At 73.1% G+C, this 19,858-nt stretch carries 20 protein-coding genes; 7 read left to right on the top strand and 13 right to left on the bottom strand.

Going from position 1 to position 19,858, the window contains the following annotated elements; translation table 11 throughout:
* Positions 1-26: 26 nt before the first annotated feature.
* From paaE to paaA, 5 genes are read right to left on the bottom strand one after another with little or no spacing between them, the layout of a single operon-like run.
* The gene (paaE, locus tag M3185_RS01130) at positions 27-1,190 is read right to left on the bottom strand and encodes a 1,2-phenylacetyl-CoA epoxidase subunit PaaE (RefSeq protein ID WP_251331832.1); all 1,164 of its coding nucleotides are present in this window, start codon (positions 1,188-1,190) and stop codon (positions 27-29) included.
* A complete protein-coding gene (gene paaD / locus M3185_RS01125; protein WP_251331831.1) occupies positions 1,190-1,729 on the bottom strand; it encodes a 1,2-phenylacetyl-CoA epoxidase subunit PaaD in 540 nt (179 codons plus the stop codon). Before paaD ends, paaE begins: the two co-directional genes overlap by 1 nt.
* Entirely contained in the window at positions 1,726-2,553 is an 828-nt protein-coding gene (gene paaC / locus M3185_RS01120) for a 1,2-phenylacetyl-CoA epoxidase subunit PaaC (RefSeq protein ID WP_251331830.1), read from the bottom strand. The genes paaD and paaC overlap by 4 nt, the downstream gene beginning before the upstream one ends.
* Positions 2,550-2,864, bottom strand: a complete 315-nt coding sequence (gene paaB / locus M3185_RS01115; protein ID WP_251331829.1) for a 1,2-phenylacetyl-CoA epoxidase subunit PaaB — start codon at positions 2,862-2,864, stop codon at positions 2,550-2,552. The genes paaC and paaB overlap by 4 nt, the downstream gene beginning before the upstream one ends.
* A gap of 5 nt (positions 2,865-2,869) precedes the next feature.
* Complete coding sequence (paaA, locus tag M3185_RS01110; protein ID WP_251331828.1) at positions 2,870-3,877, bottom strand: 1,2-phenylacetyl-CoA epoxidase subunit PaaA; 1,008 nt, start codon at positions 3,875-3,877, stop codon at positions 2,870-2,872.
* Between the two features lie 200 nt (positions 3,878-4,077).
* On the opposite strand from paaA, the gene M3185_RS01105 reads away from it, so the two are divergent.
* The 3 genes from M3185_RS01105 (at position 4,078) to M3185_RS01095 (ending at position 6,620) form a co-directional block, all read left to right on the top strand.
* Positions 4,078-4,548, top strand: a complete 471-nt coding sequence (locus M3185_RS01105; RefSeq protein ID WP_251331827.1) for a hotdog fold thioesterase — start codon at positions 4,078-4,080, stop codon at positions 4,546-4,548.
* 1 nt (position 4,549) lies between these two features.
* Positions 4,550-5,893 carry a phenylacetate--CoA ligase family protein gene (locus M3185_RS01100; protein WP_251331826.1) on the top strand — a complete coding sequence of 448 codons (1,344 nt, stop codon included), beginning with the start codon at positions 4,550-4,552 and terminating at the stop codon, positions 5,891-5,893.
* A 103-nt stretch (positions 5,894-5,996) separates the two neighbouring features.
* Complete coding sequence (locus M3185_RS01095; protein ID WP_251331825.1) at positions 5,997-6,620, top strand: TetR/AcrR family transcriptional regulator; 624 nt, start codon at positions 5,997-5,999, stop codon at positions 6,618-6,620.
* A 129-nt stretch (positions 6,621-6,749) separates the two neighbouring features.
* Here the strand turns inward: M3185_RS01095 and paaZ are convergent, their stop codons facing one another.
* Positions 6,750-8,840, bottom strand: coding sequence for a phenylacetic acid degradation bifunctional protein PaaZ (paaZ, locus tag M3185_RS01090; RefSeq protein ID WP_251331824.1), 2,091 nt, complete (start codon positions 8,838-8,840; stop codon positions 6,750-6,752).
* Between the two features lie 189 nt (positions 8,841-9,029).
* Here paaZ and M3185_RS01085 point away from each other — a divergent pair, with 189 nt between their 5' ends.
* Positions 9,030-9,446 carry a PaaI family thioesterase gene (locus M3185_RS01085; RefSeq protein ID WP_251331823.1) on the top strand — a complete coding sequence of 139 codons (417 nt, stop codon included), beginning with the start codon at positions 9,030-9,032 and terminating at the stop codon, positions 9,444-9,446.
* On the opposite strand, the gene M3185_RS01080 is transcribed toward M3185_RS01085, so the two are convergent.
* The 4 genes from M3185_RS01080 to M3185_RS01065 are packed head-to-tail and all read right to left on the bottom strand — an operon-like array spanning position 9,424 to position 13,112.
* On the bottom strand, positions 9,424-10,167 hold the full coding sequence (locus tag M3185_RS01080; protein ID WP_251331822.1) for a tyrosine-protein phosphatase: 744 nt from the start codon (positions 10,165-10,167) through the stop codon (positions 9,424-9,426). The genes M3185_RS01085 and M3185_RS01080 overlap by 23 nt on opposite strands.
* A gap of 42 nt (positions 10,168-10,209) precedes the next feature.
* Positions 10,210-11,079 (bottom strand): 3-hydroxyacyl-CoA dehydrogenase family protein, encoded by an 870-nt coding sequence (locus M3185_RS01075; protein ID WP_251331821.1) that lies wholly within the window; start codon positions 11,077-11,079, stop codon positions 10,210-10,212.
* A gap of 6 nt (positions 11,080-11,085) precedes the next feature.
* Positions 11,086-11,904 (bottom strand): enoyl-CoA hydratase/isomerase family protein, encoded by an 819-nt coding sequence (locus M3185_RS01070; RefSeq protein ID WP_251331820.1) that lies wholly within the window; start codon positions 11,902-11,904, stop codon positions 11,086-11,088.
* Positions 11,904-13,112, bottom strand: a complete 1,209-nt coding sequence (locus tag M3185_RS01065; protein ID WP_251331819.1) for a thiolase family protein — start codon at positions 13,110-13,112, stop codon at positions 11,904-11,906. The genes M3185_RS01070 and M3185_RS01065 overlap by 1 nt, the downstream gene beginning before the upstream one ends.
* Positions 13,113-13,321: 209 nt before the next feature.
* On the opposite strand from M3185_RS01065, the gene M3185_RS01060 reads away from it, so the two are divergent.
* Both M3185_RS01060 and M3185_RS01055 read left to right on the top strand, forming a co-directional pair.
* Positions 13,322-13,729, top strand: coding sequence for a DUF1622 domain-containing protein (locus M3185_RS01060; RefSeq protein WP_251331818.1), 408 nt, complete (start codon positions 13,322-13,324; stop codon positions 13,727-13,729).
* A 43-nt stretch (positions 13,730-13,772) separates the two neighbouring features.
* On the top strand, positions 13,773-14,192 hold the full coding sequence (locus tag M3185_RS01055) for a DUF3052 domain-containing protein (RefSeq protein WP_251331817.1): 420 nt from the start codon (positions 13,773-13,775) through the stop codon (positions 14,190-14,192).
* A gap of 51 nt (positions 14,193-14,243) precedes the next feature.
* Here M3185_RS01055 and M3185_RS01050 read toward each other — a convergent pair whose 3' ends face one another.
* Positions 14,244-15,956 (bottom strand): thiamine pyrophosphate-binding protein, encoded by a 1,713-nt coding sequence (locus M3185_RS01050; protein WP_285859263.1) that lies wholly within the window; start codon positions 15,954-15,956, stop codon positions 14,244-14,246.
* A gap of 261 nt (positions 15,957-16,217) precedes the next feature.
* On the opposite strand from M3185_RS01050, the gene M3185_RS01045 reads away from it, so the two are divergent.
* Positions 16,218-16,691 (top strand): Lrp/AsnC family transcriptional regulator, encoded by a 474-nt coding sequence (locus M3185_RS01045; RefSeq protein WP_374238449.1) that lies wholly within the window; start codon positions 16,218-16,220, stop codon positions 16,689-16,691.
* An 18-nt stretch (positions 16,692-16,709) separates the two neighbouring features.
* Here the strand turns inward: M3185_RS01045 and M3185_RS01040 are convergent, their stop codons facing one another.
* Both M3185_RS01040 and M3185_RS01035 read right to left on the bottom strand, forming a co-directional pair.
* The gene (locus tag M3185_RS01040; RefSeq protein WP_251331815.1) at positions 16,710-18,116 is read right to left on the bottom strand and encodes an FAD-binding oxidoreductase; all 1,407 of its coding nucleotides are present in this window, start codon (positions 18,114-18,116) and stop codon (positions 16,710-16,712) included.
* A gap of 100 nt (positions 18,117-18,216) precedes the next feature.
* Entirely contained in the window at positions 18,217-19,656 is a 1,440-nt protein-coding gene (locus M3185_RS01035) for an MFS transporter (RefSeq protein WP_251331814.1), read from the bottom strand.
* Positions 19,657-19,858: the final 202 nt, after the last annotated feature.

The raw sequence follows: 19,858 nt of genomic DNA, 5'->3' as shown, positions 1-19,858 counted from the left end.
TGCGCGGTGCCGGGCTCCCGGGCGGCTCAGGCGTCGAAGTCGACGACGAGCTCCTTGGAGGTCGGCCGGGTCTGGCACGTGAGCACGTAGCCGTTGGCGACCTCGTCCTTCTCCAGGGCGTAGTTCTCCTCCATCTCGAACTCACCGGAGACGACCTTGGCGCGGCAGGTGCCGCACACGCCGCCGGCGCACGCGAACGGGACGTCGGGGCGGACCCGCAGCGCGGCGTTGAGGACGGTCTCGCGGGCGCTCACCGGCGACTCGATCGAGCTGGAGAGCCCGTCGAGGGTGAAGGTGATCTCGTGGTTCTCGCCGGAGGGGTCGACCGGCACCGCGCGGCCCTGCTGGCCCTGCGGGGTCTCGGGCCGGCCGGTGGTGAACAGCTCGAAGCGGATCCGCTCCTCGGGCACCCCGCGCTCGGCGAGGGCGTCCCGGCACATCTGGACCAGCTCGAACGGCCCGCACAGGAACCACTCGTCGGTCCGCTCCACCTGGACGACCTCGTCCAGGATGTCGTCGAGCTTGTCGGCGTCGATGCGCCCGGACATCAGCGGGCTGATCCGCTGCTCGCGGGACAGCACGTGGTGGACGGCCAGGCGGGCCGGGTACTTGTCCTTGAGGTCCCCGAGCTCCTCGGCGAACATCACGTCCGTCGCGGAGCGGTTGGCGTAGACCAGGTCGAACGTGGAAGACTCCGACGCCCGCAGCACGGCCTTGGCGATCGCCATGATCGGGGTGATGCCGGAGCCCGCGGCGAAGGCCACGAGGTGCACCGAGGCGTTGCGGGCGACCTCCTCCGCGGCGAGCCGCTCGGGGTCGTTCATGGACGTGAGCCCGAGCCTGGAGGTGAACGCCCCCTGGGGGTTCATGACGTCGAGCCGGTCGCCGGCCGCGAGGGACTCGTTGGCCCACGTGGAGAACAGGCCGCCGATGTCCTTCTTGATCGCCACCCGCAGCTCGCCCGGCCGCGGCTCCGCGCAGATCGAGTAGGAGCGGCGGACCTCGTGCCCGTCGATGACGGCGCGCAGCGCCACGTACTGCCCGGGCAGGTAGTCGTAGTCCTCGACGAGCTCCGAGGGCACGGCGAAGGCGACCTCGACCGAGTCCGCCGTGAGCCGGCGGACCTGTGTGACCTCCAACGAGGTGAACGTGGCCCGGCGCCGGGCCGGGGCGGTGGTGGTGTCGGTCATCAGTGCACCTTGAAGTAGTCGAAGGGTTCGAGGCACTCGTTGCACACGTGGAGCGCCTTGCAGGCCGTGGACCCGAAGCGGGTCAGCTCCCGGGTGTCGAGGGAGTGGCAGCGCGGGCACTTGACCGTGAGGCCGAGCCGGACGGGTTCGGCGGCCGTCCTGCCGGTGGGCGGGGCGATGCCGTACTCGTCGAGCTTGCGGCGGCCCTCGTCGCTCATCCAGTCGGTCGTCCAGGCGGGCTGCAGCACCAGGTCCACCCGCACGTCGTCCCAGCCGTGCGCGTTGAGCGCCCGCGTGACGTCGGCGGTGATGGTCCCCATCGCCGGGCACCCCGAGTAGGTCGGCGTGATGACCACGACGGCGCGCTCACCCTCGGCGCGGGCGTCCCGCAGGATGCCGAGGTCGGCGATGGACAGCACGGGCACCTCGGGGTCGTTCACGGTGGCGGCGACGTCCCAGATGCGGGCGGCGGCGGGGTCGTCCGGCCGCAGCTCCCGGCCCGTGATCCGCTCGCCGCCGGTCGTCGTCGGCCCCGTCACCAGGTGGCCCCCGGGTGCTGGCGCGCCAGCACCTGCATCTCGGCGAGGATGTGGCCGCGCTGCTCGCTGAACCGCCCGGAGCGGTCCCCGCCCCAGGCGCCGGCGACGGCGGGGACGTCGAGGCCGGCCTCCCGGAGGATCGCCGCGATCCGCTCGTCGAAGCCGGCGCGCAGGGTCGAGGGGCGCACGGCCACGTCGCCGAGGGACTCGACGAGCTCGTCGTCGTGGAACAGCTCGTCCACGTAGGGCCACATGGTGGCCAGCCCCTCCTGGATCCGGCGCCGGGACTCCTCCGTGCCCAGGCCCAGGCGCAGCGTCCACTGGCTCGCGTGGTCCTGGTGGTACTGGACCTCCTTGAGGGCCTTGTCGGCGACGGCCGCGAGCGTCGCGTCGGTGGAGCGCACCAGGCGGCGGTAGAGCTCGTGCTGGTAGTAGGAGAAGATCAGTTGCCGGGCGATGGTCTGCCCGAAGTCGCCGTTCTCCTGCTCCACGAGGCGGCAGGAGCGGAACTCCTCCTCGTCGCGGAAGTAGGCGAGGTCGTCCTCGCTCCTCCCCCACGCGGTGCCCGCGTAGGTGAGGAGGAAGCGGGCGTGGCCGAGCAGGTCCAGGGCGATGTTGCCCAGCGCGACGTCCTCCTCGAGCTCCGGGGCCCGGGCGATCCACCAGCCCAGCCGCTGGGCGAGCACCAGGGCGTCGTCGCCCAGGTAGAGGGCGTAGCGGGCGACGTCCTCGGGGGCCTTCGCGCCGCTCGCCCCGATGTCCTCCGCGGTGATGGCGCTGCCCGCGCTGATCCGGGTCGCGGAGTCGTGGGATGCGAAGCTCACAGGTGCTTCACCCCTTCGCTCCTGGTGTAGTAGGTGGCGTGCCGGTAGCTCTTGCCCTGCGCGGACTCGAAGTACCCGCCCTTGGAGTCGGGGTCCGAGGCCGTGATCGCGTCGGAGGGGACGACCCACACGGAGGTGCCCTCGTTGCGGCGGGTGTAGAGGTCGCGGGCGTTGCGCACGGCCATGGTCGCGTCCGGGGCGTGCAGGGACCCGGCGTGGACGTGGGAGAGCCCGCGCGAGGACCGCACGAACACCTCCCACAGGGGCCACTCGTCCGTCGGGCCGATCGGGGTCACGGTGTTCTCGCTCATGGGCCTCAGGCTCCGATCAGGGCGGCGGAGGCGCGCTCCGCGGCGGTCTTGCGGGCGTAGGCGGCGGCGGCCTCGCGCACCCAGGCGCCGTCCTCGTGGGCCTGGCGGCGGCGCTGCATGCGCTGCACGCTGCACGGGCCCTTGCCGGAGATCACGGCCTTGAACTCGTCCCAGTCCAGCGGTCCGTAGTCGTAGTGGCCGCGCTCCTCGTTCCACTTCAGGTCCGGGTCCGGCAGGGTCAGGCCCAGCGCCTCGGCCTGGGGGACGATCATGTCCACGAAGCGCTGGCGCAGCTCGTCGTTGGAGAAGCGCTTGATGTTCCACGCCATCGACTGCTTCGAGTTGGGGGAGTCGTCGTCGGGCGGGCCGAACATCTGCAGGGCCGGGCCGTAGAAGCGGTCCACGGCGTCCTGGGCCATCTGCTTCTGCGCAGGGGTGCCGTGGGAGAGCTCGTAGAGGATCTCCCAGCCCTGCCGCTGGTGGAAGGACTCCTCCTTGCAGATGCGCACCATGGCACGGCCGTAGGGACCGTAGGAGGCGCGGCACAGGGGCACCTGGTTGGCGATCGCGGCGCCGTCCACGAGCCAGCCGATGGCGCCCATGTCGGCCCAGGTGCGGGCGGGGTAGTTGAAGATCGAGGAGTACTTCGCCCGGCCGTCCAGCAGCTGCTGGGTGAGCTCCGAGCGGGGGGTGCCCAGGGTCTCGGCGGCGGAGTACAGGTAGAGCCCGTGGCCGGCCTCGTCCTGCACCTTGGCCATGAGGATGGCCTTGCGCTTGAGGGAGGGGGCGCGGCTGATCCAGTTGCCCTCGGGCTGCATGCCGATGATCTCCGAGTGCGCGTGCTGCGAGATCTGCCGCACGAGCGTCCGGCGGTAGGCCTCGGGCATCCAGTCGCGCGGCTCGATCCGGGAGTCCTCCGCGATGATGCGGTCGAAGTGCTCCTGCCCCGCGCGCTCCTGCTCGGCCGCGTCCGCGGCGGGCACCGCGTGGAGCCCGGTGTTCTGCGACGTCATGGTGTCCCTCTTCCGAACGTGATGGCGCCGCGGAGGGGTGGCCGCCCCGCGACTAACTGACCGTTCGTTCAGAATATAAGCACCGCCGGGCCCCGTCAACACGGCCGGCGGGCCGGATCGTCACCTCCGGGCGGGTTGACACGGGCGGCGTTGTGGGATTGTCTACTGAACATTCGGTCGTGAAGTGTGAGGAGGGCGACATGCCGCAGGACCACCCCATCCTCGCCGGGGACCACGCGTCCCGGTGGATGGGCATCGAGGTGGAGCGGGCGGAGTTCGGCCACGCACGGATCCGCATGACCCTGCGGGAGGAGATGCTCAACGGGTTCGGCATCGCCCACGGCGGGATGATCTTCGCGTTCGCCGACACGTGCTTCGCCCTCGCGTGCAACGACCCGGCCGGGGACGGCGCGACCATCACGGTGGCCTCCGGCGGCGACATCAACTTCCTCTCCTCGGCCCGTTCCGGGCAGGTCCTCACGGCGGTCGGGACGGTGCGGGCCCAGGCCGGCCGCAGCGGCGTCTACGACGTGCAGGTGCTGGCCGACGGGGTGCCCGTCGCCGAGTTCCGCGGCCGCAGCCGCACCGTGCCGAACCCCGCCCGCAAGCCCGTGCTCCAGTCCGCCCAGCAGCCCGTCCAGCAGCCCGTCCAGCAGTCCGAGGAAGCCTGACATGACCGTGACCTCCGTGCCGAACCCCTACGCGCCCTCGCCTCCCGCCGCCGACCGGTCGCAGCCCGACCCCGAGGAGACGATGAGCCGGGACCGGATCGAGTTCCTGCAGTTCGAGCGGCTGCGGTGGACGCTGCACCACGCCTACGAGAACGTCCCCGCCTACCGGGAGCTCTTCGACGGCCACGGGGTGCACCCCGGCGACCTCAAGGAGCTCGAGGACCTGCGGCTGTTCCCGTACACGGACAAGGAGTTCCTGCGGAAGGCCTACCCCTTCAGGTCCCTGGCCGTGCCCATGGGCGAGGTCCGCCGGATCCACGCCTCCTCGGGCACCACCGGCCAGCCCACCGTGGTCGCCTACACCGAGAACGACCTGCAGACCTGGGCGACGCTGGTGGCCCGCTGCCTCCGGCTCTCCGGGGTGCGTCCCGGGGACAGGGTGCACAACGCCTACGGCTACGGGCTGTTCACCGGCGGGCTCGGCGCCCACTACGGCGCCGAGCGCCTGGGCTGCGCCGTCATCCCGATGTCCGGCGGGCAGACGGAGAAGCAGGTCCAGATGATCCGGGACTTCCAGCCCCAGGCCATCCTGTCCACGCCCACCTACCTGCTGACCATCGCCGACGGCTTCCGCCGGCTGGGCCTGGACCCGCGCGAGAGCTCCCTGCGCACCGCGGTGCTCGGCGCGGAGCCGTGGACCGAGCAGATGCGCCGCGAGATCGAGAGCGTCTTCGGGGTCGACGCGTGCGACATCTACGGCCTCTCGGAGGTCATGGGCCCCGGCGTGGCCGGCGAGTCCGCCGCGTCCAAGGACGGCTCCCACATCTGGGAGGACCACTTCCGCCCCGAGATCGTCGACCCCTTCACGGACGAGGTCCTCGAGACGGGCCGGCCCGGCGAGCTCGTGTTCACGGCGCTGACCAAGGAGGCGCTGCCGATCATCCGCTACCGCACCCACGACCTCACCCGCCTGCTCCCGGGCACGGACCGCCCCGGGCACCGGCGGATGGGCCGGATCACGGGCCGCTCGGACGACATGATCATCCTGCGCGGGGTGAACCTCTTCCCGTCCCAGATCGAGGAGCTCGCCCTGGAGATCCCCGAGCTGAGCCCCCACTTCACCCTCGAGATCACCCGCCCGCACCGGATGGACGAGATGACCGTCAACATCGAGCGGCGCGACGAGGTCACCGTCGAGGCGGCCGAGGCCGGGGGCCGCAGGCTGCTGCACGCCATCAAGACGAAGATCGGCTCCTCCGCCGCCGTCCGGATCGCCGAGCCCGGCACGCTGGCCCGCTCCTCGGGCAAGCTCCGCCGCGTCTACGACCTCCGGGACAAGTCGTGATCCCCGGGGCCTGAGCCGGTCCGCCGCAGCCCCCGGGACCGTCCGGGGACGTGCTGCGTTGTAAGATCGCTGTTCCCGTGTCCGCCCCGAGATCGAGGTCCCCATGTCCCACGCTCCGGCGCCCGCCGCCGCGGCCACCGAGACGCCGCGCCGCGGCCGGCCCGGCTACGACCGCGAGACGCTGCTCAGCGTGTGCGTGGAGGTGTTCAACGTCCACGGCTACGACGCGACGTCGATGGGCACCCTCTCCAAGCACCTGGGGATCTCCAAGTCGGCCATCTACCACCACGTGGAGTCGAAGGAGCAGATCCTCGAGCAGGCGCTCGCCCGTGCCCTGGACGCCCTCGAGGAGGTCATCGCGTCGGGGGAGAAGATGTCCGCGCCGGCGGTCGAGCGCCTCGAGCACGTGATCCGGGGGACCGTGCGCGTGCTGGTCGAGCAGATGCCCTACGTGACCCTGCTGCTGCGGCTGCGGGGCAACTCGGAGGTCGAGACGCGGGCGCTCGAGCGGCGCCGCACCATCACCCGGCAGGTCGCGGCGCTGATCGAGCAGGCCCAGCAGGAGGGCGCCCTGCGCGCCGACCTCACCGGCCGCTCCGCCTCGCGCCTGCTGCTGGGCATGATCAACTCGATCGTGGACTGGTACAAGCCCGAAGGGGGCAGGTCCACGGACGCGCTGGCCGACGCCGTGGTCACCCTCGCGTTCTCGGGCCTGCGCGCCCCCTGACCCGCTGCCGCCGAGCCCCCGCGGGCTGTGGCGGACTGTCCGCCGAGCCCCCAGGATGCCCGCAATCCCCCACGCCGTGGCGTGGGGGATTGCATTGCTCCTGGGGGCTCGGCGCGAGGGCCGGAGGGGTCAGGCGGCGGGCCAGGTCTTCGCGACCAGGGTCAGCACGTCGTAGGTCGCCACGATCTCGTCGTGCTGGTTGTGCAGGATCGCGTCCCAGCGGACCTCGCCGTACTCGTCGGTGACGCGCGGGGTGATCTGCTTGGCGGTCAGGGTCACCCGCACGGCGTCGTCGTAGGTCACCGGGGTGAGGAACCGCAGGTTCTCCAGCCCGTAGTTGGCGAGCACGGGCCCCGGTGCCGGCTCCACGAACAGTCCGGCGGCCCAGGACACGAGCAGGTAGCCGTGGGCGACCCGGCGCGGGAAGAACGGGTTGGCGGTGGCGGCCTCCTCGTCCGTGTGGGCGTAGAACCTGTCGCCGGTCCGCTCGGCGAAGTCGGTGATGTCCTCCAGGGTCACGGTGCGCAGCTCGGAGGCGAACTGGTCGCCGATCCGCAGGCTCTCCAGCGACTTGCGGAACGGGTGCTCGCCCGTGCCCCTCTCCACGTCCTCCCGGGTCACGGTGTTCGCCGCCGCACCCCGGTGCCACACTCCCGTGACGGCCGTGAGGATGTCGGGCGAGCCCTGGATCGCCGTGCGCTGCATGTAGTGCTTGACGCCCCGCACCCCGCCCAGCTCCTCCCCGCCGCCGGCGCGCCCGGGGCCGCCGTGCACCAGGTGCGGCACGGGCGAGCCGTGGCCGGTGGTCGTCTTCGCGTCCTGGCGGTTGAGGAAGTGCACGCGGCCGTGGTGGGAGCCGATGCCGGCGGCGAAGCGGGCGGCGGTCGGTCCGTCGTTCGTGCACACGGTGGCCACCAGCGACCCGCCGCCCAGTGCCGCCAGCCGCACGGCGTCGTCGACGTCGGTGTAGCCGATCACCGAGGTCACGGGCCCGAAGGCCTCGACGAAGTGCACCTCGGGGGTCTCGGGGTCGTCGAAGGACAGGACGGTCACGGGGAAGAAGGCCCCGGTCTCGGCGTCGACCCCGTCCACGGGGGCGTCGGGGCCGCCGAGGCGGACCGTGCCGCCCGCGGCGACGAGGCGCTCGACGGCCCTGCGGACCTCGCGCTGCTGCTCCTTGGAGGCGAGCGCGCCCATGGTGACGCCCTCGGTGCGGGGGTCGCCGACCACCACCCGCTGCTGCACGCGCTCGGCGACCGCGGCCACCACGTCCTCCACGCGCTCCTGCGGCACGATCACGCGGCGGATCGCGGTGCACTTCTGCCCGGCCTTGGCCGTGATCTCGACGAACACGGACTTCACGAACGCCTCGAACTCCGGGGTCTCCGGGGTCGCGTCGGGAGCCAGGATCGCGGCGTTGAGGGAGTCCGTCTCGGCGGTGAAGCGGACCCCGCCGTTGACGACGTTGTCGTGCTCGCGCAGCGACCGGGCGGTGCCGGCGGAGCCGGTGAACGCCACGTGGTCGCGGTAGTCGAGGTGGTCCACGAGGTCCCGCGCCGAGCCGGAGACCAGCTGCAGGGAGCCCTCGGGCAGGATGCCGGACGCGACCATCAGCCGCACGCAGGCCTCGGTCACGTAGCCGGTGGGCGTCGCGGGCTTCACGATGGTCGGCATGCCGGCGAGGAAGGCCGGGCTGAACTTCTCGAGGAAGCCCCACACCGGGAAGTTGAACGCGTTGATCTGCACGGCGACGCCGGGCATCCGGGAGTAGATGTGCTCGCCCAGGAACGAGCCGTCCCGCGAGAGCGGCTCCACGGCCCCGTCCACGATGACGTTGGCGTTGGGCAGCTCGCGCCGGCCCTTCGAGGAGAACGTGAAGAGGGTGCCGATGCCGCCGTCGACGTCCACGAAGTGGTCCCGGAGGGTGGCCCCGGTCGAGTAGGAGATGTCGTAGAGCTCCTGCTTGCGCTCCGTGAGGTACTGGGCGAGCTCCTTGAGCTTGAGCGCGCGCTCGTGGAGGGTGAGCTCCCCGAGGGAGCGCTGGCCCACGGTCCGCCCGTACTCGACGGCGGAGGCGATGTCGATGCCGTCGGTCGACACGCGCGCCACGACCTCGCCGGTCGAGGCGTCGGTGACGTCCACGACCTTCTGCGGGTGCTCCGGCGTCCACCACTGCCCGCGGAGGTAGCTGGGGAGGATGGTCTGGGTCTGTGCTGCCACGGTGCGTGGTCCTTTCCCTCGGGTGCGCACGGGCGGGGCGAGACCCCTCCCGGCATCCTGACCGATCGTTCGGTATTATGACCACGATAACGTACGTCACACCCAGGGGCCACCGTCCGGGGGAGCTTTCCGGGCCGGTCCCGGACCGCCGGGTGGACCCGGCCCCGGCCGAGCCCACCGAGGAGAGCCATGACCCGGAACGGACCCCACGAGCCCTGGCGCATCGTGCTGGGGGAGCTGGACGAGAAGATGGGCGTGACCGTCCTGGAGGAGTCGGCGCAGCGCGTGGTCGCCACGATGCCCGTGGAGGGCAACCGGCAGTCGCTGGGCCTGCTGCACGGCGGCGCGATGGTCGCCCTCGGCGAGGCGGTGGGCTCCTGGGCGGCCGTCATCCACGCGTCCACGATGGGCAAGGTCGCCGTGGGCGTGGACGTCAACGCGACCCACCACCGCTCCTCGCGCTCGGGCACCGTGACCGCGACGGCCACCGCCCTTCAGCTGGGCCGCTCGCTCACCTGCCACGAGGTGGTCATCGAGCACGAGGACGGCTCCCGGCTGTGCACCGTGCGGATCACGAACTTCCTCAAGGACCGGCCGGCCGGCTGAGCCCCCCGAGCCGGTCCGTCCCCCCGAGCCGGCGGCGCAGCGCCGCGAGCTCCTCGCCGGTGAGGCCGGCGTCCCGCAGGTACGCCTCGGCGTCGAGCCCGGCGCTGAGCTCCTCGAGGGCCGCCCTGCGCCCGGCCAGCAGCGCGGCCAGCTCCTCCTCCGGGTGGTGGCGCTCGACCGGGTGCGGCACGGGCGAGACGCGGTGCCACTCGTTGATCCCGCGGGCGGCGGCCTCGTCCTCCGCGACGATCCGGGCCGTGCCCGCGCCGGCGAGCCGCAGCAGGAGCAGCGCGAGCACCCCGGTCCGGTCCCGTCCCGCCGAGCAGTGGACCACCACCGCCCCGTCGGCGGTGGCGACCGCGCGCACGGCCTGCGCGATCGGCCCGGGGAACAGCCGCAGGTAGTCGGGGTAGCCCCGCGGGTGGTTGAGGTACGGCGTGCCCACGAGGGCGAACTCCGGGTGGGCCGGGTCCTCCGTGGGGCGGTGCAGCACGGTGATGCCCGCCCGCGCCGCGGGCTCGTCCACGGGATCGGTGGGCCGGCGGTGGCGCTCGCCGGCGTTGCGCAGGTCCACCACCGTGCGCACGCCGTCCGCCGCGGCGGCGCGCCAGCCCGCGGGCGTCAGCCGCTCGGCGCGCCCCATCCGGTAGACGTCCCCGGCCAGGCGCCGGGCGTTGATCGCCCCGTCCCAGCCCACCGCGGCCCCAGGCGTCGAGTCCATGCCCCCACCGTACGGCCTCCCGGGGACGACGCCGGGACGCCGCTACCGGTCGTAGTCGAAGAAGCCCTTGCCGGTCTTGCGGCCCAGCTCGCCCCGGGCGACCATGTCCCGCATGAGCTGCGGGGGCGCGAAGCGCTCCCCGAGCGTGGACTCCAGGTACTCGGCGATGCCCAGGCGCACGTCCAGGCCCACGATGTCCGTCAGCGCGAGCGGGCCCACCGCGAACCGGTAGCCGAGCACCATGGCGTTGTCGATGTCCTCGGGGGAGGCCACGCCCTCCTCGACCATGCGGATCGCCTCCAGGGCGATCGCCACGCCCAGCCGCGACGAGGCGAAGCCGGGGGCGTCGTGGACCACCACCGGGGTCTTGCCCAGCCCCTTCACCCACTGCACGGACAGCGCCCGCAGCTCCTCGCCGGTGTGCTCCGAGAGCACGACCTCCACGAGCGTCGAGGCCGGCACCGGGTTGAAGAAGTGCAGACCGCAGAACCGCTCCGGGCGGGCCAGCTGCTCGGCCAGACCGTCCACCGACAGCGACGACGTGTTGGTGGCCAGCCACGCGGTCTCCGCGAGGTGGCGCTCGACCTCCTGCAGGGCGGAGACCTTCAGGTCCCACACCTCCGGCACGGCCTCGACGACGAGCTCGGCCGGTGCGAGGTCGGCGTGGTCCAGGCCGACCGTGAGGCGCTCGGTCAGTTCCTCGAAGGCGGCCTCCACGGTGCCGCGCTCCAGGGACTTCGCCAGGTCCCGCTCGATCCGCTCCCGCGCGGCCTCCGCGGCCTGCCCGTCGCGCTCCACGACCGTGACCTGGGCCCCGGCGATCAGGAAGGCGTGGGCGATGCCCGCGCCCATGCGGCCTCCGCCCAGGACGCCGACGGCGGCGGGGACGGCCAGTGCGTGCTTCTCGCTCATGTGCTCCTACTTCGTCTGCTGCGTCTGCTGCGTCGGGTTCTGCCCGGCCGTGCTCCTGCGGGCCTCCCTGCGGTCCAGGAACGCCTGCATCCGGTCGAACTTGGCCGGGGACTCGAAGAGCACGGCCTGGGCCAGCTCGTCGATGTGCGGGTGGGCGCTCGGCGGCGCGGCGAAGACCCGCTTGGAGATCCGCACGGCCAGCGGGTCCTGGGCGGCGATCCGGTCGGCCAGCGCGTGCGCGGCGGGCACGAGCTCGGCCGGCTCGTGCAGCTCGGTGACCAGGTGCAGGGCCAGGGCCTCGTCCGCGTCGAGGATCCGGCCCGCCAGCAGGATGTCCAGGGCGACCGGCTCGCCGACGAGCTCCTTGAGCCGCCACAGCCCGCCCGCGGCGGCGATGATGCCCAGGCCGGTCTCGGGCTGGCCGAGCTTCAGGTGCGGGGTGGCGATGCGGAAGTCGGCCGCGTAGGCCAGCTCCGCGCCCCCGCCCAGGGCGTAGCCGTCGATCGCGGCGATCACGGGCATGGGCAGCTTGTGGATCCGGTCGAAGACCTGCGAGTTGATCCCGGCCAGCGCGTCGTCGCGGCGCCGCTCGCGCAGCTGGGCGATGTCCGCGCCGGAGGCGAAGATCCCCCGGCCGCCGGCCTCGGTGCCGGAGAGGATGAGGATCTTGGGCGTGCGCTCCAGGTGGGCGCAGACCGTGTGCAGCTCGCCCACCATGGTCGCGTCGATCGCGTTGCGCACGGCCGGGCGGTCCAGGACCACGTGCAGCCGGTCCTCCCGCTCCTCGAGGCGCAGCGCCGTGAAGTCGCCGGTGAGGGCCGTCATCAGATCTTCTCCAGGAGCAGCGCGGTGCCCTGGCCAACGCCCACGCACATCGTGGCCAGGCCGCGTCCGGCGCCCTCGCGCTCCATCCGGCCCAGCAGGGTGATGGTGATCCGCGCCCCGGAGGAGCCCAGGGCGTGGCCGAGGGCGATGGCCCCGCCGTCGTTGTTGACGGTCCCCGGGTCGAGCCCGAGGCGGCGGATGCAGGCCAGGGACTGGGTCGCGAAGGCCTCGTTGAGCTCGACGGCCCCGAGGTCGTCGATGCTCCACCCGGTGCGCTCGAGCACCTTGTGGGTGGCCGGGACCGGGCCGATGCCCATGATGTGCGGGGGCACACCGGCCGAGGCGCCGTCGACGATCCGCGCCCGGGCGGCCAGGCCGTACTTCTCCACGGCCCGCTCGGAGGCGACCAGGAGCGCCGAGGCGCCGTCGTTGAGGGAGGAGGAGTTGCCGGCGGTGACGATCCCGTCGGTCCTCACCACCGGGCGGAGCCTGGCGAGGACCTCCGCGGTCGTGCCCGGGCGGGGGCCCTCGTCGGTGTCGACGACCGTCTCCGCGCCCTTGCGGCCCCGGGCGGTCACGGGCACGATCTCGCCGGCGAAGCGGCCCGCGTCGATCGCGGCGATGGCGCGCTCGTGGGAGGCGACCGCGAACGCGTCGGCGTCCTCCCGCGTGATGCCGTCGACGGCGGCGAGCTCCTCGGCGGTCTCGGGCATCGAGTAGGTCAGCTTGTCGATCTGCGTGAACTTCGGATTGGTGAACCGCCAGCCGATCGAGGTGTCGAAGACCTCCCCGGGCTTCGCGTACGCCGTGGCCGGCTTCTCCATCACCCACGGGGCGCGGGACATCGACTCGACGCCGCCGGCGACGACGAGGTCGGCGGCCCCGGCCTTGACCATGTGGGAGGCGGTGATGATCGCCGACAGGCTCGAGGCGCACAGGCGGTTGACCGTGATCCCGGGGACCGTGTCGGGGAACCCGGCCAGCAGCCACGCCATGCGCGCCACGTTGCGGTTCTCCTCGCCGGCGCCGTTGGCGTTGCCCAGGATCACCTCGTCGACGTCGTGGGGGTCGATCCCGGCGTCGGTCACCGCGTGCTTGACCACCAGGGCGGCCAGGTCGTCCGGGCGCACGCCCGCCAGGGCGCCGCCGTACCTGCCCACCGGGGTGCGGGCACCACCGACGAGGAACGCCTGAGGAGTAGAGGACATGGGTGAGCTCCTGTCGCGACGGGATGGGCGGGCGCGGACGACGGCGCCCAACAATTACCGACCGTTCGTTCATCAAACAATCCCACGCCGCCGCCCGCCGGGTCAACAGGCGCCCGCCGCCGCGGCCGGACGGCACCCCGTCCCGTGAGATCCTGGCGTCCTGATCGCAGTCGATCCGGCGCCCGCCGCCGGGACACCCGGAGGTGCGCATGTCGTTCCAGGAGACCATGGAGATCGTCGGAGAGGCCGTCGACGCCGCAGGGGTCGTCGCCATCGTGGTCGGGGCGGTGGTGGCGACCCTGCTCGCCGCCTACGCCCTGCTGCGCCGGGACCGCCCCGGCCACGACACCTACGAGACGTACCGCCGCCGGCTGGGCCACTCCATCCTGCTCGGCCTGGAGCTGCTCGTGGCCGCGGACATCATCCGCACGGTCGCCGTCACGCCCACCTTCGAGTCGGTGGGGGTGCTGGCGCTGATCGTGCTCATCCGGACGTTCCTCAGCTGGTCGCTCGAGCTGGAGATCACCGGCCGGTGGCCGTGGCAGAAGGCGGCGGAGGCGGCCGAGCCGGCAGCGGGGCCGGGCGTCGCCCTCGCCGCCCGGGACGGTTCCGCCTGATCCGCCGCCCGCACAGCACCCCTTCCCGACGCAGGAGGTCGTGATGCCACGGTCCGTCGCGCAGAAGATGGGTGTCCGGGAGGGCTCACGGGCCTTCCTCGGGCATCTCCCCGCCCCGGCGCCGGCGGCGCTGGAGCTCCCGCCCCTCGACGTCTCCCCGGAGCTCGTGGGCGAGTTCGACTACCTGCACCTGTTCGCGACGGCGCGGACCGAGCTCGACGAGCTGTTCCCGGCGTGCGCGTCGCACCTGGCGCCCCGCGGCATGCTCTGGGTCTCCTGGCCCAAGGGCGGTCGGCTGGGCACGGACCTGGCGCTCCCGGAGGTCATCCGCATCGGCTACAGCCACGGGCTCGTGGAGAGCACCACCGTGAGCGTGGACGCCACCTGGTCGGCCCTGAAGTTCACCCGTCCCCGGACCGGCAGGACCTACCGCAACAGCTACGGGTGCCTGCCGCATCCGTGACGCACTGGACCGGCCCTCCGGCGGCGGGCCGCGGAGCCACGGCGGACCGGGTCACAGCCTCCTGCCGGCGGTGAGGGAGGCCGTCATGAACTCGGCGACGACCTTCTGGGAGATGGCCACGTCCAGGACGAACACGCCCTCGTCGTGGGTCGCCAGCCAGTCCTCCAGGACGGTGAGGTCGGCCAGGGTGGTGGCCTTGGCCCCGGCCGCGCCCAGCGCCCGGCCGATCGCGGCGAAGTCCACCTCGTCGATGAGCATCGCGGTGGGATCCAGGCCCTGGGAGGCGTACTGGTGCAGCTCGGCGCCGTAGGCGGAGTCGTTGAGCACCACCACCACCCCGCGGGCGGTGGCGCGGAGGAACGTCTCGAAGTCCGCCAGCCCCATGAGCCCGCCCCCGTCCCCGGAGAAGAAGACTGTGGTGCGCTCCGGGCGGGCCACGGAGACCCCGGCCGCGGAGCCGAAGCCCAGGCCGATGGACTGGAAGGCGGTGCCCACCAGGACCATGGCCTGCGGGTCGGGGACGGAGAGGTACATCGGGGCCCAGCCGATGAAGTGGCCCCCGTCCATCACCACCGACCGCTCGTCCGGGAGGATCTCCTCCAGGGCCGCGACCACGGCCCTCGGGTTGAGCCGGCCGTCGGGGCCGAACTCGGCCGGGTCCTCCACCGGGGCCGCCGAGCGGAAGGCGGGGGTGGCCACCTCGGGCGCGGCCGCCCGCCAGGTGCGGGCCTCCTCCACCACGGGGATCCGTCCGGTGAGGGCTTCCAGGAAGGGAGCCAGGTCCGCCCGCACGTAGTCGGTGACGGCCGGGTGGGCCAGCTGCTCGGCGGGCTCGTTGTCGAGGCGGATCACGCGGGTGCCCTCGGCGAAGAGGGTGCCGTAGCGGGACTGGAAGGCGTTGAGGCTCGCCCCGGCCACCAGCACCACGTCGGCGGTCCGGGCCAGGGCCAGGCGGTGGTCGCGGGTGAAGCCCCCGGCCACGCCCAGGTCCCAGGGGCTGTCGAAGAGGTTAGTGGCCATCACCGAAGTCATGAACAGCGCCCCGAGCCGGTCCCCGAGCTCCTTGAGCGCGGCGGCGGCGTCGGCCAGCAGCACCCCGCGCCCGCCCAGGATCAGCGGCCGCTCGGCCTGCCGGAGAAGGCCGGCCACCCGGTCCAGCTCCTCGGGCGGGGCGGTGAAGGTGGGCTTGGCCGGCAGCGGCTCCAGCTCCACCGGTGCGGTGAGCGCGGCGGTGGCGTGGTCGTAGGGGATCGCCAGGACCACGGGCTGCACCGTGCGCACCGCCAGGTCGAAGGCGCGGTGGGCGATCGCCGCGGCGTTGTCCGGGCTCGCCACCAGGGTGGTGACCCCGACGGCGGCGGCGGCGGCGGTCTGGTCGACGTCGAAGGGGCGCCGGCCCGTGGTGGGGGCGTCGCCCACGACGAGCACCAGGGGGATGCGGGCGAGACGGGCCTCGGCCAGGGCGGTGCAGGTGTTGGTGAACCCGGCCCCGTAGGTGGTCGTGGCCGCCCCGACGCGCCCGGTGGCCCGGTGGTAGGCGTCGGCCATGGCCACGGTGGCGGCCTCGTGCCGGGCCGAGGTGAAGCCGAACCCGGCGGAGGTGAAGAAGCTGATCAGGTGCGCGTTGCCGTTGCCCATCAGCCCGAACAGGTGGTCGGTGCGCGCGGCGATCACCTGCGCCACCGCCGTCGAGACGGTCGGGGCGGTGGTCGGGGTGACGGGGGGAGCGGCGGGAACGCTCGTGGTGGGGAGCTGGGTGCTCAAGGCGGTGGTCCTTCCGACGGGATCGGGCCGGTGGTGCGTCCGGAGGGCCGGTGCCGTGTGGTCCGGCCGTGTCCTGATCGTGTCGGAGCGCTGCGCAGCTGCGCCAGATGTGCTCCGGAGAATGCGACAGGTGCTCAGTGAGGAACCCGTCAGAGCGCAGAATGCCCAGGGGCCTGTCTCCGGCGGGGGACAGGGGCGGTCCGCCGCTCGCGGGGCGGCACCGGCGGCCGGGGTCCGGGACGGCGTGCCACAATGCCCGGTATGCACCGGATCGACTCCCTGGACGCCCGCATCATCCTCGCCCTGGACCGCGATCCCTCGGCCACCGTCCTGGCCCTGGCGCAGACGCTCGGCGTCGCGCGCAACACCGTGCACGCCCGTCTGCGCCGTCTCGCGGACGGGGAGGTCCTGCGGCCCTTCAGCCGCCGGGTGGACCCCCGCGCCCTGGGCTACGACCTGGCCGCCTTCGTGGAGCTGTCCATCCGCCAGGGAGCGGGCGACGAGGCGCTGGACGGGCTGCGGTCCATCCCGGAGATCATCGAGATCCACGCCACCACCGGCAACGCGGACCTGCTGGTCCGGGTCGTGGCGCAGGACACGGCCGACCTCCACCGCGTCACGAGCCGGATGCTGGAGATCCCCGGCGTGCTGCGGACGAACACCTCGATCTCCCTGCTCGAGGTGATGCCGCTGCGGCTGACGGAGCTGCTGCGGCGCGCCGCCGGGGACGCGTAGCTCCCGGCGTCCCGGGGCTCAGACGGCGCGGCCGGGGCTGAGGATGCCGGCGGGGTCGAAGAAGGCCTTCAGCTCGCGCTGCAGCGCCAGGGTGTCCGGATCGAACTGCCGGGCGAGCATCCCCGTCTTCAGCGAGCCGATGCCGTGCTCCCCGGAGATCACCCCGTCCAGCTCCAGGGCGGCTTCCGTGATGAGGGTGAGCACGCGCTCCGCCGCGGCGACCTCCTCCGGGGAGTTCCCGGGGGCCAGCACGGCGGGGTGCAGGTTGCCGTCCCCGGCGTGGGCGCAGGTGTTGACCTGGACGCCGGTGCGGGCCGCGATCTCGTCGATCCGCCCGAACATCTCCGCCAGCCGGCCCGGCGGAACGGCCACGTCGCAGGACAGGGCCAGGCCCGCGGCGTTGAGCGCCGGGTTCACCATGCGCCGGGTGCGCAGCAGCTCGTCGTCGTCGCCCGCCTCGGTCACCAGGGCGCCGGCACCGCGGCAGGCGGCCAGCACGGTCTCGGCCTCCCGCCGGGCGTCGGGGCCCACGGTCTGGCCCACGAGCAGGGCCTCGCCCGTGGTCACCGCGGCGGAGGGGAAGTGCCGCCGGACGAGGTCGATGCAGTTGCGGTCCATCAGCTCCAGGATCTCGGGGGTGGTCGGGGAGGCCATGACCGCCGCCACCGCGGCCCCGGCGTCGCCCATGGAGCGGAACTGCGCCTGGAAGGTGACCGGGTCCCCAGCCGCCCGGGGCTCGAGGCGGACGATGACCTTGGTGATCACCCCGAGGGTGCCCTCGGAGCCGATGAACAGGCCGGTGAGGTCGTAGCCGGTGCTGTTCTTGCGGGTCCGTGAGCCGGTGCGGACGATCCGGCCGTCCGCCAGGACCACCTCCAGCCCGGCGACGGCGTCCCGGGTGACGCCGTGGGCCAGGCACCGCAGCCCTCCGGCGTTGGTGGCCACGGTGCCGCCGATGGTGGCGCTCTGGTAGCTCACCGGGTCCGGGGCGTACATCAGCCCGTGCTCGGCCGCCGCCCGGTCCAGCCGCTCGACGACGACCCCCGGCTCCACCTCGGCCATCCGGTTTGCCGGGTCGACCTCGAGGAGCCGGTCCATGGCGCGCAGGGAGAGGACCAGGCCCCCGGCGTAGGCCAGCGCCCCGCCGCTGACGCCCGTGCCGGCCCCGCGGACGGACACGGGCACCCGGTGGGCGGTGGCCCAGCGCAGGGCGGCCTGCACGTCCGCGGCCGATCGGGCCCGGACCACGGCGACCGGGGCCCCGGCGGGCTCCGCCCGGGAGGCGTCGCGGCTGTGCTCCTCGAGCACCGCGGGCGCCACGCTCAGCGCGTCACCGAGCGCGCCCCTGAGGTCGTCGAGGGCTGCCGGGTTCAGGGGCGGGGTCCGGGTGGTCTCCACCGGGGTGTCGTGGTCGTGCTCGCGCATGGGGTCTTTCCGTTCCTCCGGGCCGGGGTGCGCACGGCGCAGCCGTCGGCCGGCACCCGCGCGGGGTGGCGGCCGACGGCTGCGCCGGCAGGGTCGGCGCTCAGTTGCGCTTCTCGGCGGCCCCGGCGGCCCCGGCGGCCCCGGCGGCCCCGGTGGCCTCGGCGGCCTCGGTGGCTTCGGTGGCTTCGGGGTGGGCGGCGTGGTCCTGGTGCCCGTCGGCCACGTGCAGGTCGGTGCCCTGGAGGGAGGTCGGGACCAGGGACACGGCGATGAAGGACACCAGGGCCAGGGCGGAGATGTAGGCGCCGATGGTCCAGGACATCCCGGTCTCGTTGAGCAGCAGCTGGGCGATCATCGGGGCGAAGGCCCCGCCGATGATGGAGCCGAACGCGTAGCCGATCGAGACCCCGGAATAGCGCACCCGGGCCGGGAACATTTCCGCGTACAGCGCCGACTGCGGGCCGTAGGACGGGCCCAGCCCGATGGTGAGGACCACGATGGCGGCGGCGAACAGCGGCAGCGAGGCGGTGTCGAGCAGCCACCACATCGGGATCGCCCACACGATGATGATCGCGTAGCCGATCTGGAAGGTGCGCACCCGCCCGACGGTGTCGGACATCGCCCCGCCGAGCATCGTGAAGACCAGCCACCCGAGCCCGCCGATGAGGGAGGCGATCAGGGTCGCGGAGCGGTCCATGCCCAGGGCCTTGGCGCCGTAGGAGGCGAAGAAGGCGATGACCAGGTAGCCGGCGGCGTTGTTCGCGGCGAAGATCAGCGCCGCGAGGGTGACCTCCTTCTTGTGGTGCCGGACCAGCTGGCCCAGCGGCGCGGAGGACTCCTTCTTGCGCAGCTGCATCTGCTGGAACACCGGAGACTCGTCGACGGTCTTGCGGATGAGGTAGCCGACCACGATGAGCACCACCGAGGACAGGAACGGGATGCGCCAGCCCCAGGCCTCGAACTGCTCCGGGCTCAGCGCGGAGGTCAGGGCGAACATGAACCCGGTGGCCAGGAGCATGCCCAGGGGCACCCCGATCTGCGGGTAGGCGCCGAACAGCCCGCGCTTGTGGCGGGGGGCGTGCTCGACGGCCATCAGGGCCGCCCCGCCCCACTCCCCGCCGGCGGAGAAGCCCTGCAGGATCCGCAGCACGACGAGCAGGACCGGGGCCCAGACCCCGATCGTGGCGTAGGTCGGCAGCAGCCCGATCAGCATCGTCGCCGCGCCCATGCCCACGAGGGTGAGGACCAGGACCATCTTGCGGCCGAACGTGTCGCCGAGGTGACCGGCCACCACCGCCCCGAGGGGGCGGAAGAGGAAGCTGATGCCCAGCGAGGCCCAGGCCACCACCTGGGCCAGCCCGGCGTTGTCCTGCCCGAGGGGATTGAAGAACTGGGCGGCCAGGACGAACCCCGCCGCCTGGGCGTAGATGAAGAAGTCGTACCACTCGATGGTGGTGCCCACGAGCGTGCCCGCGAGGACCTTGCGCTCCTCGCGGGTCATCTCGTGCCGCCGGGCCGGGGCGGAGGAAGAAAGAGCCATGGGAAACTCCAGTGGGGTCGGGGACGGCGGCGTCCTCGGGAACCGAGCAGCTGATAACCGAACGTTCGGTATGCACGGTGATCCTACGGGCCGGAGTGATCCCTGTCACCCCGGCGCCATGTGGCCGAACGAGATGCCGGCAGTGTGACGTGGCCCGCCTCCCGCCGGAGGGGCTCCGGCGCCGACGCGTGCGGCCCCGATC

This window comes from Kocuria rosea (genome assembly GCF_023715525.1).
Lineage (GTDB): Bacteria > Actinomycetota > Actinomycetes > Actinomycetales > Micrococcaceae > Kocuria > Kocuria rosea_A.
Note: the sequence above shows the minus strand (reverse complement) of the source record. Positions and strands in the feature narration are given on the sequence as shown.

Excerpts from the sequence above, each read along its gene's own strand:
- paaE (WP_251331832.1), bottom strand. The coding sequence starts at position 1,190 with ATGACCGACACCACCACCGCCCCGGCCCGGCGCCGGGCCACGTTCACC.
- paaB (WP_251331829.1), bottom strand. The coding sequence starts at position 2,864 with ATGAGCGAGAACACCGTGACCCCGATCGGCCCGACGGACGAGTGGCCC.
- paaA (WP_251331828.1), bottom strand. The coding sequence starts at position 3,877 with ATGACGTCGCAGAACACCGGGCTCCACGCGGTGCCCGCCGCGGACGCG.
- M3185_RS01105 (WP_251331827.1), top strand. The coding sequence starts at position 4,078 with ATGCCGCAGGACCACCCCATCCTCGCCGGGGACCACGCGTCCCGGTGG.
- M3185_RS01100 (WP_251331826.1), top strand. The coding sequence starts at position 4,550 with ATGACCGTGACCTCCGTGCCGAACCCCTACGCGCCCTCGCCTCCCGCC.
- M3185_RS01095 (WP_251331825.1), top strand. The coding sequence starts at position 5,997 with ATGTCCCACGCTCCGGCGCCCGCCGCCGCGGCCACCGAGACGCCGCGC.
- M3185_RS01085 (WP_251331823.1), top strand. The coding sequence starts at position 9,030 with ATGACCCGGAACGGACCCCACGAGCCCTGGCGCATCGTGCTGGGGGAG.
- M3185_RS01080 (WP_251331822.1), bottom strand. The coding sequence starts at position 10,167 with ATGGACTCGACGCCTGGGGCCGCGGTGGGCTGGGACGGGGCGATCAAC.
- M3185_RS01075 (WP_251331821.1), bottom strand. The coding sequence starts at position 11,079 with ATGAGCGAGAAGCACGCACTGGCCGTCCCCGCCGCCGTCGGCGTCCTG.
- M3185_RS01070 (WP_251331820.1), bottom strand. The coding sequence starts at position 11,904 with ATGACGGCCCTCACCGGCGACTTCACGGCGCTGCGCCTCGAGGAGCGG.
- M3185_RS01065 (WP_251331819.1), bottom strand. The coding sequence starts at position 13,112 with ATGTCCTCTACTCCTCAGGCGTTCCTCGTCGGTGGTGCCCGCACCCCG.
- M3185_RS01060 (WP_251331818.1), top strand. The coding sequence starts at position 13,322 with ATGTCGTTCCAGGAGACCATGGAGATCGTCGGAGAGGCCGTCGACGCC.
- M3185_RS01055 (WP_251331817.1), top strand. The coding sequence starts at position 13,773 with ATGCCACGGTCCGTCGCGCAGAAGATGGGTGTCCGGGAGGGCTCACGG.
- M3185_RS01045 (WP_374238449.1), top strand. The coding sequence starts at position 16,218 with ATGCACCGGATCGACTCCCTGGACGCCCGCATCATCCTCGCCCTGGAC.
- M3185_RS01040 (WP_251331815.1), bottom strand. The coding sequence starts at position 18,116 with ATGCGCGAGCACGACCACGACACCCCGGTGGAGACCACCCGGACCCCG.
- M3185_RS01035 (WP_251331814.1), bottom strand. The coding sequence starts at position 19,656 with ATGGCTCTTTCTTCCTCCGCCCCGGCCCGGCGGCACGAGATGACCCGC.